Genomic DNA, 24,558 nt, shown 5'->3' on the forward strand with positions numbered 1-24,558 from the left:
TATCAGATGTCGTAACTCCCTTTATTAGAGACTACTTATTTCTTACTAATTTATTATCGGTATCCCACGAAGTGTTCTTTAAGTTCTGTTACAGGGCCGCGTCTGCTTAGCGCAATCCAAATCCCCAAAAGGAGATTAATCATGAAAAAAATCCATGCTGCCCTCATAGTGGTCATCGCACTCGTCCTTATCGGCTCCTGTATTTACGGAGGGCTTCATCTATATGGCAGCAAAACCACGCTTCCAAAGGGTACAACCCTTGCCGGCTGGCAGGTCGGAGGCATGACCCTCACCGAGGTCCGCTCCCAGCTGGATAAACGGCTACATGCCCTCGAATCCGTCCCTCTAGTGCTAAAAGTGGAAGGCAATGCAGATTTACCCCTAACTCTTAGTAAGACTGGATTGAGCTATGAAGCCTCTGCTTTTCAGCAGGGCTTAAAAGAGCTTGCCGAAGGAACGCTTTGGGAGCGGGTAAAGGCACGCTATAACTTTCCTCAGCTGTGGAGGCTTGAAACCCATCTGGAAATCGCACAATTTCAAAAGATTCTAAGTCCCAGTTGGGAGAAGGAGTCCTTTGGTGAACCAGTGGACGCTACACGACGAATTACAGGCGATGACCGAATCGTATATACTTCTGAGAAAACTTCCCTGGAGGTTGATTGGACAGCTCTGGAGACTTCCTTAGGAGCAGCTGCCCCCACCAGCTTTAATCATCTGAATGCCCTGCTGGAGAAGGGAATCACGATGGAGGTCCCTTTGTTAATTCTGCAGCCTGACATAACTTTAAAGAAATTAAAGGAACAAGGTATCGAGCGAAAAGTAATGCAGTTCAGCACCTCTCTAGGTGCAAGTGGACCTGGACGGAGCTACAACGTGGAAGCTGCTGCCAAAGCTGTGGATGGAACCATTCTCCCGCCTGGAGCCGTCTTTGATTATGGAAAAGCTATAGAAAAAGCAAAGGTAAATTACGGCTTCCGTGAAGCGCCGGTGATTGTGAACGGCAAGCTGCAAGCAGGTGTTGGTGGAGGGATCTGCCAAGTGTCGAGCACTCTTTACAATGCCGCACTGCGTATAGGGCTAGAAATTGTGGAACGCCGTAATCATTCCTTACCCGTCAACTACTTGCCCAAAGGTCAGGACGCAACATTCGCTGAAGGTTATATCAACTTTCGTTTTCGCAATACGACTGGCAAATATCTCATAATTAAAGCAGCTGTGCAGGGTAAATCACTGACCATAAAGCTGTTCGGCACGTTTCCGCAAAATGTCACTTACAAAGTTCATTCAAAAACAGTAGAGGTACTCCCACCAGTCGATAAATACGTAAACGATTCTTCACTGCCTCGTGGCAGCTCACGCGTTATTCAAAATGGGAAAACCGGATATATTGTTGAAACCTACATTACAAAGTATGTTGACGGTAAATCCACTGAGGTGAATAAACTGTCCCGCGACGTATATTACGCACAAAAACGATTAATCGCCATTAATCGTGGAGGCGTGAGCAAATCCATAATCCCGGATGTCCCCCGAAAGCAGCTGGTGGAGGACGGCGTCCGCAGTGAATAGCTAACAACAAATAACCGTTCAGAGCCCCTAAGGTCTGATCGGTTATTTTTACCAGCAATCTATTTTACCAGTAGCTTACGTTACCCGGCTTTGAAATTTACGATTCAGGGGTACATTAGAAGTAGACCCATAATCAGAAAGGATGAACATCCTATGACAACAGCTCTTGTAAATGATCTTACTGGTATTGTCCGCAGTGCTCCTGCTATTTTTGCCTCACGCACTTGCAGAGAAGCCCTTCGCGTCATGTTTCAGCATCCAGAATCCAAATGTATTGTCGTCTGCAATGCTATGAATGAACCCCTCGGATTGTTGATGAGCGAACGTTTCTTTTTGAAAGCTACAGGAAGATCGGGAGTAGACCTGTTCTACAGAGAACCTGCCATGAAGCTTATGAACAAAACCCCGCTCATTCTTGATATTTCCACTCCACTCGATATGGTATTGAGCCTCGCTATGAACCGCCCAGATCCTATGAAAAATGATTGTGTCATTATCACTCGCAAAGGTAAATTCGCTGGTGTTGCATATACCTCTGACCTTATCCGCGCCCAAGCGTAGAACCTCTTTACCTTTCCTCTTCTACCCTAAACCTTCCTCAAAAAAGAATATCCGGTGACGTATCAATTCTCCAGTATCCATTCACCTTTTTCAGCTTCACATACACCGACTCACTGCCTTCCTGCCCGCTCGAATAAGGAACTGTTAAGTCAAATTCAGCGGTTGTTGCAGTTTTGGAGAGCATTCGGGCGGTGGCTTTTTCAAACATTAATGAGTTTCCAAGATCCGCATTCACCTGTGACATTCTACCTTCATGCTCCAAAAATTGAGTCTGCACATAATAAGCTGCTGCATTATGCGTGTAGGCTTTTTTTATGTAATTCATCAGCTTCGCCTTTGTCCCAATATCATTGGAAAGGTAACGGTACTCTTGCGCTTTATACATGAAGGTTTCCATCGGGAAAAAGTTGCCCCCGCGGCTAGTATAGAAATAGATTGCTCTGGCATGTACAACAAGCGGTACAACACTTTTTACCGTCAAATTGTTTATGGTAGCTGGACCTTCTTTTCCTGTGCCAATCACAGCCACATTTTTTATTGCCGAGCTTCCCACTGATGATGAAGCTGCCATAACTCCGCTACCTGCTGATAAAAGGCCTAAGGAAAGGGCCAACGAACCAAGCATCCATTTTTTGTTCATCTGAAGTTCCTCCTCTTTCATCTAAAAAATACAGGCGATCGCCACTGTTTCAGCTTATGCACCCCGCAAGCTAAAATACCCAATAAACAGAGGAATGAAAACGTATTACAACTCTTTTGAAAATATAAAAAACTCCACCCTCCTGATTCACAGGAAAAGCGGAGTAATATAATTAAATAAAGTAGTACTAGAACCCTAATTGGATGCTGCTGCGGTGGCCTCATAATACGCTGTAAAAGCTACGTTAGCAGTCAAAATACTCTCCGTATTGTTCTTAGTACGATCCTCGTAGGACTGCTGAAAATTGAAAGAGTCCACATTCACAATACGAGGTAAGGCTTGTATTTCATCCATCCATTGCCGTATCCCCGAATATGTCCCCTCCACCACTGCAGTCATTTTGATCTGTTTGACCGTCGGGAATGACACCTCAGCTGAACCTGTCATTTGCTGAATCGGATTAGCCTCATCCAAAACAAAACTAAGATCCTTTAGCCGCGCTTGTGAGGACGTGCTAACCTCCCGCAAATCAACAATCAGACCTTCGCTGTCATCGCCCTTTGGGAGTTCCCCCAGTAATTCCTTCTGTTCTAGATCTCCCTCAGTGCCGCTGCCCTTCAGCTCATTGATTTTGGTTTGGAGCATTTCTGCTTCCTTTTCCAACTGACTGATCTCGCTGCTCTGTGCGGAAATTTCCTTATTAGTCGGCTGAACACCCAGCATATAGAATGCAAACAATATCAGGAATAGAATTAACACCCCTAGTACGATGGGAGAGCGATATTTATTGATCTGTTCCATCGCTTCTCACCTCCCCTTGGCTGGCATCCGTATCACTTTTTTGCTGCTTAGCCGCTGCTAAGTTCACTTTATAAATAGCCGTATACGTATTGTATGAAATGGCATCGGCGGCTCCTTCAGTAAGCTTTTGAATAGAGGCATCGGCCGTAAAAGACATTTGGCGAAGTTGTCTTAAATAGTTAGAAGCATCCTCCATAGTGGATACATTTACAGTCAGATCTATAGATGTCCGGTAGGTATAGTTAATATCACGGATTAGTGCCTCCTTAGGCAATCCTTCCACTAATTCGTCCAAGATAGGGACTGCAATCACCTTATTGTCCTGAAGCACTGTGATGGCTGCTTTCCGATCCAGTTGTCCAGGTCCGCTGTTCTTAAGCTTCGCGAGCTCTACTTGGAGCATTAAACTGCGATCCTGCAGGCCTTGCAGCTCTTCTTTACCATTAGAAATTTGACCCTTATTGGCCGAAAAATATATCCCCGTTCCGATCATCCCCAGCAGCCAGATCGCTACAAGCCCCATCGTGACATAAGGAAATAGCAACGTCTCCCGATCTTCTCTCGGCAATAGATCAATCGTATCCGTGTTGATGCTATTTTTTAGAGCGGTCCCGGCAGCTACACGGTAATCATTTAGATCAGGGTCAGAAACAGCAGCACTAGCCATCTGTTCCAGACTTATTGGTGTTATTTCAAGTTCAGCTAGGGACTGCTGGAGTTCCAGGTCCAGTTGTTTACGAATCGAGGGAGTGCCCGTAATCACTAAATTGTTGATACGAGTGGAACCGTCATGCAAGCTGTATTGATAAAAGCTGAGCATACGGGAGATTTCCGCAGTGATTTCCACCATTTGCTCGGGTGATAAATGTTCTTCCACAGCGACAGCTGTTTCTGCCAAGGTTTCACTGTCTGTCAAAAGATCCATTCCCGCTAAATTTCTTCCTTTATGTAGATCAAGTAAGTTTATCGTACGAATGAAGACCGGATTCCCGTTTCTGAACATATAAATGTCCATTACCGATGGCTCCATATTAATCAGCATCGTCTCCGCAAAGCTCTCCCCGTGCCCAGTGGTTATAGCACGCGCTAAGGCGGTTGCCGAAATTTCGACACTACTTATCCGAAGACCCGCCCGCTCCAGAATTTCTACGTAATCCTGAATCGATTTTCGCGGAGCAGCAAATACGAGCAGGTGACTTTGCTCCTCATCCACTTCGAGCGTTACATAGTCGTAGACAGGATTTTCAAAAGGTAAATGCAATCCCGTCTCCACTTCCAGCTTCACGAGTTGTTCTACCTGTTTGTCATTGGTACTAGGAATACTCATTTTACGGATAATGATCTGCGAAGGTGGAATGGACAAAGAAACCTTACTTCCCCTTAACCCTTCCTTCTTCACCCACTGCCTTACCCGATCATAAAGCGCCTCGCTATCCGCCACCTGATTCTCAATGATCATGCCTGGAAGGAGCGGGAGAAACCGTTTTTTACGGACTTCCCATGACTGTTTATTCTTAAAACTAATATAACGGATTCCGGCAGCTTCAATTGAAAGTCCGGCCACTTTGGGGCCTAATCCAAGCATGTGATCGATGTCCTCCTATCCGATGAGCGAGAGATACGCGCCGATGATGTGTGAACCATATCCAAAACTAATTAAAGCTCCTATAGCTAACCATGGGCCGAAGGGTACCGGCTGTTTACGTTTGATTACACCGAGCAGCATCAGCAGTCCGCCCACCACGCTCCCAAGCAGACAAGCCACAAAAAAGGCCAAAATCACATTCGGAAAGCCAATCACCAAGCCCAGCAGCGCAAATAACTTCACATCTCCAGCCCCCATGCCACCTAATAGAACAAAAGGGATAAGGCCCCCTCCCCCAAGCACAGCTCCTAGCAGATGATGCCATATCGGTCCTTCTGGAAATAGCAGTACAAAAATCAGCAGCAGCGGTAAAAAAAACAATAATACCTTGTTGGGAATCAGCATGTACTTCAAATCCGCAACCGTCACGATAACCACTAAACTCACAAGAATGAACCCGATGATTCCCTTACCCGTCAGGCCAAATTGCAAATACACCCATAAAAAAAGCAAACCCGTTGCCGCTTCTCCAAGCGGATATAATGGCGAAACCCTCGTTCCGCAGTATCGGCACTTGCCTCCTGACAGCAGGTAGCTTACCACTGGAAACAAATCCCGCGCTTTTAGCCGCATATTGCAGTTCGGGCAATGTGACGGCGGATTAAGCAAGGATTCCTTGGCCGGCACCCGCAGCGCCACTACGTTATAGAAGGAGCCTAGAATCAGACCCAGTAATGTGATGTAACTTGCGATAAATATCGTCATGGCTGTCCTCTGTTAGCTTCTGGATTTTAAAAAAGGAATCGGGAAGTCCGATTCCTTAAGGAAACAAATCAGTGGAATATAATAACAGTAGTAAGTTATATATTATTTTGCTTTAGAACTTAAGACTTGTTTAGCTGTAAAAACACCTGTTGTTTTATCTGCACCAGCTGCTATTGGTTTAATTACAATGTTATCCAATTGTCCTTCCTTGGTATAATTAACTGTTGCCTCAGTGATCTTTGCTTTTGAACTTGGAAGACTGATCTCCTTATCTAGATAACCTTCATCTTGCATTTCTTTAAGAGTTACCGTTACAGCAGCAGTATCATCATTAAACTTCCCATCTTTTTCACCAACAATATATAATCTTGATGCATCATAAATTTGACGAGCTGTTGCTACATCAGAATCTTCTTTAGCATTCGATATTACATTCCCAATCAAAGGTATAGCAATTACCGCAATAATCCCCAAAATAACAATAACCGCCAGCAACTCAATCAGCGTAAACCCCTTTTGATTTTCCTCTTTGCTTAATCTTCTCTTAATGGCTTGTGCTAACATTTGATTTCCCCCTCTAAGTGGTGTGTGAGTGATAAAACCTATATTCTTCATTTCAGTGAATCCAGCATCATCTTTCTTGTGCTTACGGAAACAGCTCGTCCATCGTCGTCTAAATGCCAGCGTAAGTTCGTGGATCTTGCCCCGCCTCCCCGGCGTCACCCCTCTCAATATATACAAGGAACCAAGAGGTTCACATATTACCGTACAGACTGAACATCGGCAGCATAATGGCGGCTACAATGACACCTACAACAGCGGCTAGAAAAGCGATCAATAGTGGTTCAAGCAGCGATTTCAGACGGTCAACGGTATTCTCCACGTCCATCTCATAAAAATCAGCTACCTTGGACAACATCGTGTCGAGCGCCCCCGTCTCTTCGCCAATCGCTATCATCTGCGTAACTAGTGGCGGGAAGACCCAAGCTTTTTTTAGCGGCTCAGATAGTGGATTTCCTTGTCTCAGCGAATCCCCTGCACTACGGATGAATTTCCCGATGACCTTATTTCCTGCTACCTCCTCAACAATCACCAAGGACTGTAGGATCGGTACAGAGCTGGCATAAAGAGAAGAAAATGTGCGCGTAAACTGAGCAATCGAGCCTTTTTGATTCAGCTTACCAAACACAGGTATCTTAAGCTTGGCATAATCCAGAGCGTAAGCACCCTTTTCCGTACGTTTTGTAATCTGAAAAGCTATCACTAGGAGGAGTACTCCGAGTATCCAGAAATACCATTGACCTTGAATGCTTTTGCTAAGTGCCAAGACCATCTGTGTAATTGCCGGAAGCTCGGCATCCATCGATTCGAACATGGTCACAAATTGCGGCACAATCGCCCAAAGTAGATAGATAACCGCGGCAATCGCCATAACCCCTACGGTAATCGGGTACGTAAGCGCTGATTTTATCTTCTCTGTCGTGGTGTGCTGTTTCTCAAAAAACATAGCCAACCTGTCCAACGTCCCCTCAATATCACCGGATTCCTCACCGGCACGGATCATACTGACAAATAGCTGCGGGAAGATTTTTTTATGATCCTGAACGGCTTGTGAAAACGATATCCCGCGCATCAGGCTGGAATTAACATCTACTAACGCTTTGCGCAGTGGCTTACTCTCGGTCTGCTCTGCCAAAATACGCGTTGCATCCACAATCGATACCCCCGCCCGCATAAGCGTGGCAAACTGCCTGCAATAAATGATGAAATGAATCGGCTTAACGGGATTACCAATATAAATGTCCATCGATAAAATTGTGGTTTTGCGTTCAATCAGTGAAAATACCGTAAGTCCCCGCTTGCGTAGCTCCTCCATCGCCGTAGGTTTATCGGTTGCCGTTAGTTTCCCTTTGATAGATTTGCCTGCGGATGTCTTCACCTGATATTCAAAAAGAGGCATCAGCTGCTCACCTCCGCCATAAACGCCTTAGCTGCTGTTGGATCAATAAGCCCCTGCGATAAATAGTCACGGATGCTCATGTCCAAGGTGTGCAAGCCTTGTGAGCGTCCCGTTTGCATCACATTTTTGATCTGATGTGTTTTTTCGGTACGAATAAGATTGGCTACGGCTGGTGTATTGATCAAAATTTCCGTAGCGCATAAACGCCCCCGACCTCCAGCCCTTGGGAACAACCGCTGACTGACTACTGCCAGCAGCACTGATGCTAGTTGTGAACGAATCTGTCCCTGCTGATGGCCCGGAAAAGCGTCGATAATTCGGTCAATCGTCTGTGGTGCGTCTGTTGTGTGTAAAGTTGCCATCACAAGATGACCTGTCTCTGCGGCCGTAACCGCTGCTGAAATGGTCTCCAAATCCCGCATCTCACCAACGAGAATAACATCCGGGTCCTGACGTAAGGCAGCACGTAATCCATTAGCAAAACTAGCCGTATCACTTCCCACTTCACGTTGATCTACTAGACAGGTTCCATGGTTATGTAGAAATTCTATCGGATCTTCCAACGTCACTATATGCTTGCTCTCTGTCTGGTTAATATAATTCAGCATAGCTGCAAGCGTAGAAGATTTGCCGCTGCCTGTGGGTCCTGTAACCAAAATTAGACCTTGTGGCTTAAGCGACAAAGTAGTTAAAATCGAAGGCATCGACAACTGTTCCAGACTCGGAATCTCTGCAGGAATGGCCCGGGCGGCGATACTAACCTCGCCCCGCTGACGATAAACGTTCACCCGGAATCTTACCCCACCATCAAGCGGATATGAAAAATCCAACTCGCCCGCATTCCGAAATGCTTCAATTCGTTCACTACCAAGTAGCATTTTGGCCATATCTGCCGCTTCTTCAGCAACCACGGACTCACCCTCAAGCGAGTGCAGCTTTCCATCCATCCGAATAACCGGCGGTGATCCTACGGAAATATGTAAGTCAGAAGCTTTGGAGGAGTAAGCCGTTTGTAATAGTTGTCTAATATCCCGCGTATACGTTGGCATTAGCCGCTCCCCCTAAGTTAGAATGCTAAATCGCTGTTAACCTCTAATGTGAGACCGTCTCGCGCATGACTTCTTGAAGCGTTGTAATTCCTTGACTGACCTTGAGTAGTCCGTCATCCATCAGTTGAACAAGCCCTCGCGCTTTACCTGCTGCACGCAGTTCCTCTACTGAGGCAGTGTTTGTAATGAGCTGCCGTAAGTGATCATCAATACTGAGTACTTCATGAATCGCTATTCGTCCACGATAGCCAGAATTGTTACAGCTACCACAGCCGCGTCCACGCTGTAACTCTTCCGCAGGTAGTCCTAGGCTACGTAGCATAATTGCTTCCTGTTCAGATGGTTTGTAGGTTTCTTTGCAGTCAGTGCAAATTTTGCGCACCAGCCGCTGTGCTACCACACCAATCAGCGAAGAAGCGATCAAATAAGGTTCTACCCCCATATCCCGCAATCGGGAGACGGAGCTAATCGCATCGTTTGTATGTAAAGTAGACAACACTAGATGACCCGTTAATGAGGCGCGAACAGCAATTTCAGCAGTTTCAGCATCCCGTATCTCACCGACCATTACGATATTCGGATCTTGTCGAAGAATCGAACGCAGCCCAGCTGCAAAGGTTAGTCCAATAGCCGAGTTTACGTGTACTTGATTTACTCCTTCAAGCTGGTATTCCACTGGATCTTCGACTGTGATAATATTTGCGCTTTCTACATTAAGTTGATTTAACGCTGAATATAAAGTTGTTGTTTTTCCGCTGCCAGTAGGTCCCGTGATCAGCAAAATCCCATAAGGACGAGCTATCATCTCCTTAAAAGCTTCTGCATTCCCCTCACTGAATCCCAAAGCATCTACGGATTTGACCCCTGTGCTTAAATCTAGCAGCCGCAGCACAATCTTCTCTCCGTGCATCGTTGGTAATGAAGACACACGAATATCTACCATTTTGTAATCGAACTGCATTTTGATCCGCCCGTCCTGCGGCAAACGCCGTTCTGCGATATTCAGGCGGGCCATTATTTTCAGACGGGCGGTGATAAAACCCTGCATTTGCTTAGGTATAATCCGCTCTGTCCGTAAGGTTCCGTCAATGCGGTAGCGGATGGTTAAATTATTTTCACCTGGATCCATATGTATATCAGACGCCCGCAGAGCAACTGCCTGCTGAATCATCTGGTTGACCAAACGTACGATTGGAGAGTCCTCATCTGTAATCTCGGTCTCCTCTATTTCTTCCTGTGTCGGAAGTTCTACCAGCATCTGATTCATAGAATCGCGCATGCCATAGTGACGCGCAATCGCCCGCTGCAGCTCATCTCTCGTAGAAATAGCGGGTTCGATCCGAAAACCAGTACTCATTCGTAAATCTTCTATCGCAAAATAATCCAGCGGGTCCGCCATCGCAACCATCAGCTTGCCACCCTCTTTTAAGAATGGAAGCACCTGATATCGCTTAGCCATACTTTCAGGGATAATCTGCGTGATTGCGGGATCTATCTGGTATTTAAATAAACTGACATGCGGGATGCCGAGTTGAAATTCAAGCACTTCAATCAGCTGCTGCTCCGTGATATAACCTTGAGAGATTAGCAGATCGCCGAGCTTACGTTTACTCTTACGCTGTTCCGCGAGAGCCTCAAGCAACTGGTCCTGCGAAATAATATTATTTTCTACCAGCAAGTCTCCCAGTCTCTTTTTCGCGATAGCCAAGTCTATTCATCTCCGTATGCCGTTATTTATGCCGGCTGAAATAATGGATATTTTTTATAGAAATAGAAATCAAACTCCCAGCAAAATTCACTCAAAAACGAAAGATATAATTACCATAAATAGACCTTCCATAAATTTGTCAATTTTGAGTATTTTTCAATCTAACTAGGACTTTAGTTATAATTTAATAGGTATATTTCAATAGATTTGTGTTGTCTATCAATGCTGAATGTCCTAGAATGTATATAACATAGATTGGATAATTTTACAACGACACGGAATGAAAAAGGCTGTCGGAATCTAGCATATACGAGACGGAATACGACCATATCTGCCAATAGTTAACAATCAGGGAGAGATGACAATGAAACTTGCCAGTAACAAAAAAGTTTTTATTTTTACAGTAACTACCCTGCTTCTCCTTCTGCTTGTTCTGCCAATCAAAAATCACTTTATGAATGTCGATGCCAGTTCTAATGAATACCAAATTCGTATGCTGGAGGTTACAGAGAGTGGGGTTAGTGAGCTTGCGTCTCTAAAAACGGGAATATCTAACCTTACCATCGACACGATGAGTATGAAGCGCTTTGTGGCGCTGCGGGATGATCTGGACGGAAGATATGATACGGTATATATCGGGAAGGGGACTTACAGTACAAGTGGGGTCTCCGGAAAAGATCATAATACCAAAGCAGTTATGAATGACATAACTGCCCTGAAAGCCAAAGAAATTACCGACTATTTTATTAATAAAGGACTTTACGTATTACTCAACAAAGAGCCGTTTGATACGCAAACAACTAACCAACGCGGAATATTGTACAACACCTTCAATACCTACCGGACATTAACACCAAAATCAAATGTTCTATTCTTCAATGATTCTGAGTTAAATGCCTTTATCTCCGAATTGAAAAAAAGTAATTCCACTTATTTGTCCAAAATGAAGCAAAGACCTCAACTAAACATTACTAACAAGAGTCAAATTATCGAATACGGTGCGACTGTGCCCAAGATCTATACGCCCGGCGACGAGCTCACATTCAAGTTCAATGTTTCAAATGTTAATTTAGGAACGAATCCTATACTTGTTAAGCTCTATCTGGGCTTAGATAAGTCCATAAAAATGACTGAAGATCAAGTCGTTGCTACCACGTCCTTGAGCACTTCGCCAACCGGTGAAATCAAATATAAGCTTCCTAAAACTTATTCAGGTCTATTATATTGGAAGCTAGAGGCAGTAGATTCTTTGAATCAAAAGGTTCTAAGTGATTTCACAACCGGTACTATTCAATTTAAGGGTAAGAAGACGATGGTTAATGTATTGCAGATATTACCTGATGGAAATAATGACAGCCAACTCATTAATAATGAATTAGTTATGGATTCCAGTTTTCTAAATAGTCTAGACAAAGACTACGAACTGGTTATCGATACAAAAACAATGACTCAATTCAACGATTACATTAAGAATAAGGAAAGTTCTACACCAAAATACGGTTTGAATGGCACATACGACATGCTCCTATTTGGATTCCGGGATATATACAATGAAAAAGCTCCAATTAACGAACTTTCGGCGGATGCCGTATTAAAATTCATAAATGAAACTAAACAATCTGCCATGTTCACTCACGATACTATTTATATTAATACCAGCAACAACAATAGCAGCCAATGGACGAAGAAGTTCCAAGGAATTACCGGTCAAACCACCCCTCAGACCAACTTGGGATTAAATGCTCCAAGCACATCAACATCAATTACTCCTGTGAATGATGGGTTACTCACACAATATCCTTTTAATTTAAGTGTTCAAGATGGTAGGAATACTGTAGCCAGTACACATAATCAATATTTCACCCTTGACTTAGAGGACCCCTCAGTGACCCCTTGGTACAATATCACTGGTAGTAACCGAGATAGCAATGATAGCTGGAACCATTACTATACGTATTCTAAAGGAAATGTAACTTACTCAGGAACCGGACATATCATTGGAACGTCTTATAAAAAAACTGAAGCAACGTCTTTCCCAAAGTGGGAACAAAAGTTGTTCGTAAATACAATGTACCGTGCATTTACAGGTGCTAATCATGCTCCAGAAATCACAGTGCACACACCCACTGACAACAGCATAAAGCCTTCGTATCAGAACCAACTGGTCGTCAGTTATACAGTCGATGACTGGGATTTGAAGGACAAGAACCTATTTACCAGTGTAAAGTTTAAACAAAACGACAATGTAATTGCCGGCTACATAATGAACGAGAAGGAAATTTTTTCTGGAGAGACAGTTACTCAGGCTTTTAACAACCCTCTCCCTGCAGGTGGAAATCTTCAAATCGAGATTACTGCTTGGGACAAACAAGGCGCACTCTCAACTAAAATCGTAAACGTGACTGTACAAAAGATCGATTCGAACCTCACGATTCAACGTACACAGCCTTCCGCTACTGTTGAGAAGGGTAAGCCGATTATATTTACGTACACTGTAACGCCAAACTCTGTTCCCTATCTTGCTGTTGATCCCGGTGAACAAGGAATTAATAACCTAGTGATTTCAGACGTTCAGTTTGAAGAAAAGTTCCCTCCGAATTTGGAATTTAGCGAACCTCTCCCGAATGGTATGACCAAGAGCGGTACTTTAAGCACAGGATATACTTTAAGAAAAAATCTAGGAAACATCACTTACAAGTTAACCGAGAGTAACAACGTCAAATCTTATACGCCAGAAAACAGAACTACTATCACTTTTAGTCTTACAGCAGTTCCGCAGGAAAAGAAGTTATACCTGCTAGATAATTCAAAGATTACTTATGAGGATATCCATGCTGAGATGCTTACATTTCCTGGTTCCAATGCTCCAATTACTTCACTCGGCATAGCTAATGATTATTCAATCTTTATGCTAGAGAACATTGATTTTCGAAACTTTGGATTCACCAATAACTGGCGCATAGCAGCAGGTGGGAATATACACATCAGTTCTTTTGGTGTAGGGAAATCATTAACAAATACCGATACTACTGCGACTATTGTGGCAGGAGGAAACCTGACCTTAAATGACGGTACACTGAATGGGATGGCTTATTACGGAGGTAGTATAACTGCTCCAGATTATCTCCTCAACCAAACCATGCATAAAGATAAGTTCATTAATTTCGCTGAGGTTGCGAAAGGCCTGAAAAGTCGCTCATTATCGTATGCAGCATTACCCGAGACTGCCAAACCAACAGGTCCGGAGCACACCATCACTCTAAAAGGAATTGATCCTAACCTTAACGTCTTTTATGTAACACCAATCAATGGAAATATTAAAAGTCTGAACATTAATACACCACCTAGTTCCACTACTGTTGTCAATATTCCTGGACAGAATGTAACCGTCAGCAATGGCTCCAATACCCTCGAAGGAGTGCTCAGTAATAACGTTTTATACAATTTTTATGAAGCTACTTCATTGAACCTACATGGATACAAAATCTATGGTTCAATTCTGGCTCCATTAGCAAATATATCTTTTACAGGTGATATTGTTGGCTCGGTAATCGGAAAATCCATCTCTCCATATAATGGTGGGCACAGTATTGAGTTATCTTCATTCACTGGGAATTTACCGAACCCGACACCAGTCATACGGGACCGGGTAACAATAAGCTTCTCGCCGATCTCCTTTGAAGCGATCGTTAAAGTAGCGAATATTCAACTTCAAGATACTCGGATTCGGGTAGGTAGTGAGCTGAAACTTCTACCGGTTATAACGCCTGAAGATGCAAACAATAAAGAAGTAATTTGGTTATCGATGCAGCCAGATGTTGTATCAGTTACAGAGACAGGGGTCATTACAGGTTTGAGATCCGGAGCAGCAACACTAGTAATTACGGCAAGAGATATAAGAAATGATGGAGGTAAGGTTTCTACCACTGCAATAGTAACTGTCGTTTCACCTGATTTAACTATTAAGGGAGCAGATCACGCTATAGTCGGCGAGAAAGTTTCCTTCGAAGCGAGCTATGAGCCCTTTGAAGAAACGATAACTGGCTACGAATGGTCCATCAAGCCAGGATCTAATTCAGCCGATGCAACGATAACCAAGAATCCGGATCCATACATCGGAAGTAACGCCACCTTGCAGGCTAAACGATCTGGATTTGTGACTATTGTAGCTACGGTGAACACAACCCGAAAGCCTGATGGAGCCGATACTGAAGAACTTACAATTAAAATTACTAATCCTGTTCGTGAGATAAGGATTAACGGCGATTCTTTTGTGAATATTGGAAGCGAAATTCCGTTAAATGTGTCTGTCGTTCAACCTGTAGAGAATTCCGATCCGGTTGAATACGTATGGAGCCTGGAAGGGGATGGAAGTAATTATGCGACATACGTACCTACCCCTGATAACAAAACTATAAAGTTAAAGGGCTACGTGTTTACCAAATCAGTCAAGGTCAAAGTGATTGTAAAAGGATCCTCCCCTGTTATTGAAGCCTTTAAAGAAATAGCAATTGGTGTTAAATTAACTAACCTATCATTACCCGCGCCATTCAAAATAGGAGTTGGGCCGGATAATTCCAGAGATTTATTTAATAACGGTCTTGTACTTTGGCCAGAAAGCTTAATCAAAAGTGACTTTAAAGATAAACTCCTCTGGACAAGCAGCAACACAGCCATCCTAACGGTTTCAGCAGATGGTAAAATAACCGGTCTAAAGAAAGGGAAAGCCACTATTACTGTTTCGTATATTGAAGACCCTAAAATCCAAGCCTCTGTAGAGGTAATTGTAGAGAACGAAGATCGTTACTAAAAAGGCAAAACCCCCGAGTCGCAAAGATACTGCGACTCGGGGGTTTTATATTCCACATTTATATCATTTGCTACTCCAATTGCATGTCTTCTACGCTAATATTCACTGTCTTGACACGGGGAAGTCCGGCCTTCTGATCCTCAAAGATCTGATCGTTATAAACTGCCTTAAACCGGATCAAATTGCTGTTGTTGTCTATTACAATATCATTATCTTTCCCTACAGCTGTTCCCCGTACAGCATTTATAGTAAGATTCCCCTTTGCAAAGAATCCTCCACTAAGCGAGAAAATAGATCCTACACCATATAAATCTGCATCCGAGTCTGTATAGAAAAAAGCATCTAACTTAGTAGGAGTGTTATTGAAGGCGGCCAATCGATTAATAAGTATTGGCCCACGGGAGATCAATACTAGTTCCTTACCATCCAAGCCTTGAAGTGTTGCATCTTCCACCAATGTAGTATGTTCGGGAATTCCATTAATTGTCGAGGGTTCTTTAAATACAAACATAGTGGAATCAATTTGAACGTTCCCCCGAATTTCCACCTTTCCAGTCACCAAAATATTAGCACTTATCTGTACTGGTTTTTCATTACCGTAATTATCAATGATTAAATTTCCGTCTACAATGAACCACTTACGGGATAATGTTGAGTTTTTGTCATTTACTAAATATAAAATACCCGGAAAGTCACCACTGCCGTCCAGATCCAAATCTCCTTTATAAATAACTGATTTGGTTGGATGCTTTATAATGTTTACTTTTTCATTGTATTCCTCCATCTCCTCAACAAAGTCCTCCTGAGCCTCAGGCGAATCATCCATAAGGACTGGTTTGATCAAGTCAACCTGGTCAATAGCATCAAAATTATAAAGATTCATACCTGCTAAATAAGATGCTAGTTCGCCTTCAGCAAGCTTATTCCTAATCGTAGTTCTGTCAGCCCCCGCCCCTATTGCTTCCGCTACTTTATCCACAAATGAACCCTCAACATTAACTTCTACAAACGTTCGACGGTTTCTAATTCCCACCTTATCTTGAGGGATTTTTCCTGTCATAGAGGTTACTTTAGTAATTTCAGAAGCCTTCAACTCACTTTTGCCTTCCTCTCGATATATCAGCTTATCAAGAGATTGAACATGCGCCTCACCATCTATTTCAAAGGGACTTGATACAAGTGTATGGAATTTCTTCTTATAGGTGTACTCAGCCTTGTCGCTGATAATCAGTGTATCTCCTGCATAAATATTTCCAATAATTAAAGGTGCTCCATTAATTGTAAGATTCTTTTCTGACCCTATAGTGTATTTAAGAAAATCTGGAAAAGTGTCTATAAACACCCTTTGCTTAAGGCTACGCTTGACCCCGTTAACTTCAGCCTCCGAGTTGATAGTCACTATGTATTTGACCAACTTTCCAGTTCCAATCGTTCCCTCTATTGCATATGTAACCCCATTTATCTTCCCACTTGCGTTTGCCAAACCAGTACTTGTCTTAAGGCCTGCCGAAAGTGTATCTGGAAGTGTGGTTGGAAGTGTTCCCAAAAAATTCTTTATAGACTGATCCAAGTCTTCCTGGCTCATATCTACATTATTTTCTATCTTTTTATTTAAGCTCGATGTAATATACGCCACAGCCTCATCAAGCGTTTTTTCAGCTAAGTGTAGACTTTGCACATCATTTTTACGCGTCTCCGTCCGTTGTGTACCGCCCACTGTAGCACTAAGTACACTCAGACCGAGAATAGTAAGAATCAGTACAATGAACATGACCAGTACAAGTGCCGAGCCTCTCTCTTCCTTTAAGCATTGCAAACTAGTATGAGCTATTCTGACGCGGGTAGACCGTGATGGTTGTCCTGTCATTGTGTGATTCCTCCTAAAAACCAAATTTGCTCACCATCTCCATATCATATGTCCTTCCATCGTAATGCTGAGTTAGAAGTAGTTTTATATCGACTAGTCCGCTTCTACAAGGTACATTAACATTGCAACCCGTACCATTAGAATTGGTAGAAACAATCGTAGAACCAAAAAGATCGGAATGAATTGAGGTACGAGGATCGTTTATGACACTATTAATGGTAAGTGTGGTAATGCCACCTCCCCCGCCCTCAGAAGTAACAAATTGAATAGTTCGCGTAGATATCACACCATCTGAATCCTTTATCAGATTCAATCCATCTGTTGTATTCTCCACTCTAGTAGGCCCGAATACATATAATTCATTAATGATAGATGACATAATCAAATCTGCTTCCTCACGAAGTGAGTTCTCAATCGTTATTTTATGATAGCTGCGAAAACCGAACATCATCACCATAGAAATCATTCCTGCAACCATAGCGAAGAGGGTAATTGCGGCGATCATCTCAATCAGTGTGAAGCCCTGCTGATATTTTAGGCGGTCAGCGAATCTTCTCATCCGTAATATATCCCTCCACCACCGTTGTATAAGCTGTTCCACCAGGCCCACCATTACCATTAACTTCCACCTCAACAGGTATAAGATAAGGTGCCATCTCGCTCTTGCGGGTATCTACCCCTCCACCACTGTTCTTTCCATCCTGCATCTCCTGATGTAATTGAAACTGGTATCGAATATTAATCTCATATTTAATGTTGTTAACGACTGGATTTAATACATCTGGTAAAGCTCCACCATTTACAAAAATATTGCTATAAACACATGTTATATTCGCCGTGCACTCAGAAGCCTTAATCATGGGCGGTTCCCCACCTGCATCTACAACCTTCTTATGCTCTAATGGATCTGTTACAAAAAATTCCTGCATTTCCTTAAAATCCTGCTTCTCCACATAAAACAGCGCGTTTCGCGCCAGATTGACCATAATCGTTTTGTTCTGGTTCGATTTAGAGTAACTCATGGCGTTAGTAAAGTAAGACGTAAGCACCAGAGAAACTATCGATAAAATTACAATAGCGGCCAGAACTTCGATTAACGTAAATCCTTTTTCCTGCTTTAGGCCCGGTTTCATCCTACTTTCCGCCTCTCGCCTATGAAAATACTTTTCGTATTTGCACGTTTTTCCTAAATTTTCTACTTCCATTATATTCTCTCATATCCAGCTACAGCAATCCTCAAAACCCTTATAATTCAGATATTTCTACAATATCTCTCACTTTAGGTCTATGCTATGATTTGGAAAGAGAGGAGATGAATGAAATGGCTTTAATAGAGTGCAAATTTTATTCTGAAGTACTAGGTTTGAATACCTCAATGACTGTAATTTTGCCGCAAAAAACAACTACACAAATCGGGATGAGTAATGTAACAAGAGGTGATCTTCACCCTACTTTGTATTTACTGCATGGCTTGTCTGACGATGATTCGATCTGGCTGCGCCGGACTTCCATAGAACGGTATGTAGCGGAGATGGGGATAGCTGTGGTAATGCCGAATGTGCACCGCAGTTTCTACACAGATATGGCGATGGGAGGCCGTTATTGGACCTTCATTAGTGAGGAGTTGCCGATGCTGGCGCGCTCATTTTTCCCGCTTTCCGATAAACGCGAGGAGAACTTTGTAGCCGGGTTGTCGATGGGTGGTTATGGAGCAATTAAGCTGGGACTGCGTAAACCCGAGTCTTTTGCAGCGGCAGCGAGTTTGTCTGGAGCACTTGATATGGCGCATAATTTCTTGAACGGGGAAGGTGCTACCACTAAAAGTAAAGAATACGAAATGATCTTCGGAAAAGAAGATACCGCCGGAACGCCGGAAGACCTTCTTTGGCTGCTTGAGGTAGTGAACCGCTCCACGGGACCAAAACCAGCGTTGTATCAATGCTGTGGCACAGAGGATTTCCTATATACCGATAACTTGAGATTCCGCGATGCCTGCCAGGCAACCTCACTTTCTTTAACCTATGAAGAAGGTCCGGGGACACATGAATGGGGATACTGGGATGCCAAAATCCGCGATGTGCTGGCATGGCTACCTTTAAAAAGTAACTAGCTGTACCTAATAGACAACAAAAAGATGCAGCCATAAGCTGCATCTTAATATCTGTTCTACTCAGATTGCCCTCTTCGGAGGGTTCTTTTTAATTATAAGGACGCCGAAGGCAATTATGCTTGTTTGGTGATATTTTTAAATAATCCAGTCTGTTCTGTGATTCCTTTTTCAGCAGCAAATCTTTCAATACTCGATGCACCAAAGAATCCGTCTATGCCTTCTGTCCGTTCAATTACGTACGCCGCATCTTCCGGCTCTGCAATCGGTCCACCGTGACAAATCACCATAATATCTGGATTTACTGCTTTCCCTGCTTTAATAATCGCTTCGATTCTTTCTACACAATCATCCAATGTCAGAGCGGTCTTAGCTCCAATTGTACCTTTGGTAGTCAAGCCCATATGTGCCACCAAAATATCTGCGCCGGCTTCTGCCATGGCTTTTGCTTGCTCAGGATCAAATACATAAGGAGTGGTGAGCATATCCAATTCATGCGCAGCTCTAATCATATCTACTTCTAAACCATATCCCATGCCGGTCTCTTCTAGATTCTGTCTGAACACGCCATCGATCAAACCTACGGTTGGGAAGTTTTGCACGCCGCTAAAACCTTGTTCCTTAAGTTGTTTTAAATAAACTTCCATTACTCTAAAAGGGTCCGTTCCGCATACGCCTGCCAATACAGGGGTGTTTTTAACAACAGGCAATACTTCCGAGCCCATTTCGACTACAATTTGGTTGGCATCCCCATAAGATAATAACCCTGCCAGTGATCCACGGCCTGCCATTCTGTATCTTCCTGAATTATAAACAATCAGCATATCCGCTCCGCCAGCTTCGCTGCTTTTTGCAGTAATTCCAGTGCCGGCTCCCACGCCTAAAAGAATCTTTCCATTTGCCACTTCTTCTCTAAACTTCGCCATGATTTCAGTTCTTGTATTTTTGTTCATGTGTAGCGCCTCCATTTAAATATTTATTTATCTTATAAAAGCCTTATTTGCTCATGAGATCTATTAGCTTCTGCGCTGCTGCTTCTGCAAACTCCATATCATTAATGGCACAATCCATTTCGATAACCTCGACAACATTTCTGTTTACACCATTTCTTAAGGTATCAAATAACGTTTGATCTTCCTCTACCCCATAAAAAGCTTCCCCTGCAACATCAATGCCGGATATCCCTTTAAGCGGCAGCATTAACACCGTTTTCTCTTTGGCCATATTTAATTTCTCGACAAGCTTTTTGCCGATGGCTTCATTTTCTTCTACCGTTGTTCTCATCAGAGTAACTGTTGGATTGTGTTTATAAAACTTATGCCCAGCAAATTTCGCTGGTACCGTATCATAAGGACCAAAGTTGCACATATCAAGCGCGCCTACCGAGACAACCTGTGGAATATGATGTTTACCAGCAGCTTCTAACCGATGAGGTCCAGCATTCAGCACGCCGCCAATAATTTCGTCCGCCCATTCTGTTGTGGTCAGATCCAATACACCTTCAATAAAACCAGCCTCGATTAGCGCTTCCATGGACTGGCCACCTACCCCTGTTGCATGGAATACAAGCACTTCATAGCCTCTAGCCTCAAGATAGTTACGGGCCGCCGTTACACATGGGGTTGTTACCCCAAACATTGTTGTAGCTACTAATGGTTTTTTCTCTATCACTTGTTTATTCTCAAATTTAAGCATACCGGCGATGGCGAAAGCTGCATTGGTAAAAATCTTTGTTGAAATAGAGTTTAGTCCGGCAACATCCACTACGGATGGCATCATGACAATATCACTAGTGCCTACATATGGAGCAGTATTTCCTGAAGCTACAGTCGAAACCATCACTTTAGGTACACCAATAGGTAATGCCCGCATACCCGGGGTTACAAGTGAAGTGCCTCCAGTGCCCCCAAAGGAGATAATTCCATCAAATTTGCCTTGCTTATATAATTCAGGTACTAATTTTTCCATACCTTTGGCTAATAATTCTGTTGCTAGTGCTCTATCTTTTTTGGCAACGAGCTCATCTATACTTACACCCGCGGCTGCTGCTACTTCTCTATTAGAGATATCCGGTGTAAAAGTGGGCTCAAACACACCCGTATGAATCGTAAACGTACCTAACTCCAAGCTTTCCAGTAAATTTTTAATGTAGAGATATTCTTCACCCTTGGTGTCAAAAGTTCCGGCAATAGCAATCGTCTTCATTTCTTCAACCTCCTCTTCAAATATCTACAACAAAAAAAGCATGATCAACTTATGAGTTAATCATACTTCTTTGATTTATGGATGAAAACGCTTTTATGTCTTATGTTTTTGTGTTTATGTTAGATTTATATTGTTTTGGAGAGAACCCTTTATACTTCTTGAACATTTTGCTAAACTGCGCATAATCCTGGTATCCAACTAATGGCGCTAGCTCAGATAACTGGATAGGGTCTCTATGTAATATTTCCGCCGCCTTATCCATCCGAAATTGCACGAGATACGTTTGGAAGCTGCAGCCTACTTTTTTGGTGAACAAACTACTCAAGTAACTTCGGGATACATGTGCCACCTTAGCTAAATCTGCAAACAAGATCTCATTCCTATAATTTTGAGCTACGTATTCTTTTACAAATTCAACATAATCATAGTGCTTTGTGATGCCGTCTAACATTTTGACCATAAAATCATCTTCATCCAGCGTCCCCGACACTTTAAAAGCTTTGGTTATATTCGTAATGGACTTCTCCGAGGGAATTCTTTCAAAAGCAGAGCCTCCGATATATCCCATCAAGTTTTGATTATTGCTGTACATATATTGCACATCAATTGGCGTTTTCACCGGACCACCGTAAACCAGCTTAATTAAATCTGGCTTTAGCTCATTGCATGTATTAAATATCTTATCCGCTTTAACCTTGGCAGCTTCCAGAGAGAATACTTTTTTAGCGCCTAATAACCCGCCTTCTGTTAGACCTAGATGTGCACAAATAATATCCGCTCCAGCTTCGATCATCTGTGCTGCCTGGATTTCGTCAAATACAAAAGCAATGGTAAACAAATCCTTCTCATGGGCTATTCTTATGGCTTCTACTTCAAGTAGATAACCATTCCCCTCTTCTTCGAGCGCTTCTCCAAATTGACCATCTATTAAACCCACCGTGGGGTAATTGTTAATGCCGGCAAAGCCTCTATTCTTTATTTCACTTATATAGGATTCCATATCTTTGGTCGGATCAGTTGCATTGAGGCCAAAAATAATAGGGATATCTCTGACCAACGGTATGATCTCTCTAGATGCAAAGTCCATCACCATATCATTGCTATTACAAAATGGTAAAATACCAGCGAGAGAGCTCCTCCCCATCTGGCGAAATTTACCCGAGTTTAACATCAGAATGAAATCAGCTCCACCCTGCTTCGCATACTTTGCCGTTATACCAGCACCGGTGGCTACTCCAATAATATGATTGCCTACTTTTAATTCCGATCTAAGCTCGTCTAGGATTTGCTCTCTGTTCATACCTACGAACCCTCCTATCTCTAACCTAAGGATAACCGTAAAGAACACTGCTAATCCAGTCATAGTTCATTTAGATAATAAAAAAATCCCGCCTGATACCTATAAAGGTCTGAGGCGAGATTTGATATTGATACGGTTTACAATATAGCGTCTCCGTGTTGTACAACCCATTCATTAGCTTCGTGCAATGCCAGCTCTGCCCGTTCAATTGCAGCCTTCACCTGAACAGTGGCTGTGCCGCCATAAACGTTACGAGCGTTAACTACAGCTTCCGGTTGAAGAACAGCATAGATATTCTCGTCAAACAGCGATGAGAATTGCTTGAACTCTTCCAGCGTCAAATCCAACAAGAATTTGCCTTCGTTGATGCAGTAGAGTACCGTTTTCCCAATTACCTCATGCGCTTGGCGGAAAGGAAGCCCCTTGCCTACCAAGAAGTCGGCAATATCCGTTGCATTCGAGAAATCCGTGTTCACCGCTTCACGCATACGACCTTTGTTCACCTTCATAGTGGAGATCATCGGCGCGAACAATTGCAGTGCACCAGTCAGCGTAGTAACCGTATCGAACATGCCTTCTTTGTCTTCCTGCATATCCTTGTTGTACGCCAGTGGCAATGATTTCAGCACCGTCAGCAAGCCAATCAGGTTGCCGTAAACGCGGCCTGTTTTGCCCCGCACCAGCTCTGGTACGTCAGGGTTCTTCTTCTGCGGCATAATGCTGCTGCCTGTGCAGAAAGCATCATCCAGTTCTACAAAGCTGAACTCTGTGCTGCTCCACAGCACCAGTTCCTCACTGAGTCTGGATAGATGTGTCATGATAAGGGAAGCATTCGCCAAGAACTCCACGATGAAATCGCGGTCGCTGACAGCATCCAGACTGTTCTCATACACACTGTCAAAACCCAGTTGTTCCGCTACAAAATGACGGTCAATCGGGAAGGTCGTTCCAGCAAGCGCTCCTGCTCCGAGTGGCAGCACGTTGATCCGTTTGTAGCTGTCCGTCAGACGTTCTGCATCGCGGCGGAACATCGATACGTAAGCCAGCAAGTGATGAGCAAACAGGATCGGCTGTGCCCGTTGCAAATGCGTATAACCAGGGATGATGGTCTCCACATTGTCTTTTGCTTGTTCGATCAAAGCTTCCTGCAGCTCATGCAGCAAACTAACTAGCTCAACTACACGGCCACGTAAGTAAAGGTGCATGTCCGTCGCCACTTGATCGTTACGGCTACGTCCTGTGTGCAGCTTACCGCCAACTGGACCGATTTCCTCGATCAGATGTTTTTCAATATTCATATGGATGTCTTCATCCGATACTGAGAAAACAACCTCTCCAGCATTGACCTTGTCCAGCACTTTATTCAGGCCTTGTTTGATTGTTTCCACGTCTTCTTGTGGAAGGATTCCGCATTTGCCCAGCATCGTGACATGTGCCAGACTGCCTTGCACATCCTCTTTGGCCAAAGCCTTGTCAAAGCCAATGGAAGCCGTATATTCCTCCACCAGCTTGTTCGTTCCTTTAGTAAACCGTCCGCCCCAAAGCTTGCTCACCTGTTGTTTCCTCCTCTTGGACGCCAGAGGGCCGCTCCTATCCTGACGGGAGGAACGGCCTTCGGGGTTGCCCGTTTA

Annotated in this window: 19 protein-coding genes; 4 read left to right on the top strand and 15 right to left on the bottom strand. The window is 43.4% G+C overall.

The genetic code is table 11. The features are described 5' to 3' along the window. Nucleotides 1-141 precede the first annotated feature (141 nt). Nucleotides 142-1,569 (top strand): VanW family protein, encoded by a 1,428-nt coding sequence (locus NST58_RS30285; RefSeq protein WP_076301417.1) that lies wholly within the window; start codon nt 142-144, stop codon nt 1,567-1,569. A 153-nt stretch (nt 1,570-1,722) separates the two neighbouring features. Continuing rightward, on the top strand, nt 1,723-2,130 hold the full coding sequence (locus NST58_RS30290; RefSeq protein ID WP_076123832.1) for a CBS domain-containing protein: 408 nt from the start codon (nt 1,723-1,725) through the stop codon (nt 2,128-2,130). A gap of 37 nt (nt 2,131-2,167) precedes the next feature. On the opposite strand, the gene NST58_RS30295 is transcribed toward NST58_RS30290, so the two are convergent. The 8 genes from NST58_RS30295 to NST58_RS30330 form a co-directional block, all read right to left on the bottom strand. Continuing rightward, entirely contained in the window at nt 2,168-2,770 is a 603-nt protein-coding gene (locus tag NST58_RS30295; RefSeq protein WP_051491029.1) for a DL-endopeptidase inhibitor IseA family protein, read from the bottom strand. A 195-nt stretch (nt 2,771-2,965) separates the two neighbouring features. Further along, nucleotides 2,966-3,571 (bottom strand): type 4a pilus biogenesis protein PilO, encoded by a 606-nt coding sequence (gene pilO / locus NST58_RS30300; RefSeq protein ID WP_076279158.1) that lies wholly within the window; start codon nt 3,569-3,571, stop codon nt 2,966-2,968. Next, complete coding sequence (gene pilM / locus NST58_RS30305) at nt 3,555-5,156, bottom strand: pilus assembly protein PilM (protein WP_076192439.1); 1,602 nt, start codon at nt 5,154-5,156, stop codon at nt 3,555-3,557. The genes pilO and pilM overlap by 17 nt, the downstream gene beginning before the upstream one ends. Nucleotides 5,157-5,171: 15 nt before the next feature. Continuing rightward, on the bottom strand, nt 5,172-5,921 hold the full coding sequence (locus NST58_RS30310; RefSeq protein WP_339245231.1) for a prepilin peptidase: 750 nt from the start codon (nt 5,919-5,921) through the stop codon (nt 5,172-5,174). A gap of 102 nt (nt 5,922-6,023) precedes the next feature. Continuing rightward, on the bottom strand, nt 6,024-6,485 hold the full coding sequence (locus NST58_RS30315; protein ID WP_076282437.1) for a type II secretion system protein: 462 nt from the start codon (nt 6,483-6,485) through the stop codon (nt 6,024-6,026). A 190-nt stretch (nt 6,486-6,675) separates the two neighbouring features. Then, nucleotides 6,676-7,881, bottom strand: coding sequence for a type II secretion system F family protein (locus NST58_RS30320; protein ID WP_076123841.1), 1,206 nt, complete (start codon nt 7,879-7,881; stop codon nt 6,676-6,678). Continuing rightward, complete coding sequence (locus NST58_RS30325; protein WP_076307512.1) at nt 7,881-8,930, bottom strand: type IV pilus twitching motility protein PilT; 1,050 nt, start codon at nt 8,928-8,930, stop codon at nt 7,881-7,883. Before NST58_RS30325 ends, NST58_RS30320 begins: the two co-directional genes overlap by 1 nt. Before the next feature lie 43 nt (nt 8,931-8,973). Further along, nucleotides 8,974-10,638: an ATPase, T2SS/T4P/T4SS family gene (locus tag NST58_RS30330; RefSeq protein WP_076099665.1), complete on the bottom strand. Its 1,665-nt coding sequence runs from the start codon at nt 10,636-10,638 to the stop codon at nt 8,974-8,976. Nucleotides 10,639-11,002: 364 nt separating this feature from the next. Between NST58_RS30330 and NST58_RS30335 the strand changes: the two genes are divergently transcribed. Then, nucleotides 11,003-15,448, top strand: a complete 4,446-nt coding sequence (locus NST58_RS30335; protein ID WP_339245235.1) for a DUF5057 domain-containing protein — start codon at nt 11,003-11,005, stop codon at nt 15,446-15,448. 70 nt (nt 15,449-15,518) lie between these two features. Here NST58_RS30335 and NST58_RS30340 read toward each other — a convergent pair whose 3' ends face one another. Genes NST58_RS30340 through NST58_RS30350 form a run of 3 tightly spaced genes read right to left on the bottom strand, consistent with a single transcriptional unit; the run spans nt 15,519 to nt 18,448 of the window. After that, complete coding sequence (locus tag NST58_RS30340; protein WP_339245237.1) at nt 15,519-17,315, bottom strand: hypothetical protein; 1,797 nt, start codon at nt 17,313-17,315, stop codon at nt 15,519-15,521. 13 nt (nt 17,316-17,328) lie between these two features. Further along, on the bottom strand, nt 17,329-17,874 hold the full coding sequence (locus tag NST58_RS30345; RefSeq protein WP_339245239.1) for a prepilin-type N-terminal cleavage/methylation domain-containing protein: 546 nt from the start codon (nt 17,872-17,874) through the stop codon (nt 17,329-17,331). Further along, nucleotides 17,858-18,448 (bottom strand): type II secretion system protein, encoded by a 591-nt coding sequence (locus tag NST58_RS30350; protein WP_339245242.1) that lies wholly within the window; start codon nt 18,446-18,448, stop codon nt 17,858-17,860. Before NST58_RS30350 ends, NST58_RS30345 begins: the two co-directional genes overlap by 17 nt. Before the next feature lie 188 nt (nt 18,449-18,636). On the opposite strand from NST58_RS30350, the gene NST58_RS30355 reads away from it, so the two are divergent. Further along, the gene (locus tag NST58_RS30355; protein WP_076307514.1) at nt 18,637-19,425 is read left to right on the top strand and encodes an alpha/beta hydrolase family protein; all 789 of its coding nucleotides are present in this window, start codon (nt 18,637-18,639) and stop codon (nt 19,423-19,425) included. 113 nt (nt 19,426-19,538) lie between these two features. On the opposite strand, the gene NST58_RS30360 is transcribed toward NST58_RS30355, so the two are convergent. The 4 genes from NST58_RS30360 to argH all read right to left on the bottom strand — a co-directional run bounded on the left by NST58_RS30360 (nt 19,539) and on the right by argH (nt 24,480). Next, nucleotides 19,539-20,375, bottom strand: a complete 837-nt coding sequence (locus tag NST58_RS30360) for a phosphoenolpyruvate hydrolase family protein (RefSeq protein WP_038573568.1) — start codon at nt 20,373-20,375, stop codon at nt 19,539-19,541. A gap of 43 nt (nt 20,376-20,418) precedes the next feature. Next, nucleotides 20,419-21,627, bottom strand: a complete 1,209-nt coding sequence (locus NST58_RS30365; RefSeq protein WP_339245246.1) for a Tm-1-like ATP-binding domain-containing protein — start codon at nt 21,625-21,627, stop codon at nt 20,419-20,421. A 100-nt stretch (nt 21,628-21,727) separates the two neighbouring features. Next, complete coding sequence (locus NST58_RS30370; protein WP_076182123.1) at nt 21,728-22,927, bottom strand: phosphoenolpyruvate hydrolase family protein; 1,200 nt, start codon at nt 22,925-22,927, stop codon at nt 21,728-21,730. 137 nt (nt 22,928-23,064) lie between these two features. After that, entirely contained in the window at nt 23,065-24,480 is a 1,416-nt protein-coding gene (gene argH / locus NST58_RS30375) for an argininosuccinate lyase (protein ID WP_076192422.1), read from the bottom strand. Nucleotides 24,481-24,558: the final 78 nt, after the last annotated feature.

It is taken from the genome of Paenibacillus sp. FSL R10-2796 (assembly GCF_037965315.1).
In the GTDB taxonomy this organism is placed as follows: Bacteria; Bacillota; Bacilli; order Paenibacillales; family Paenibacillaceae; genus Paenibacillus_AQ; species Paenibacillus_AQ odorifer.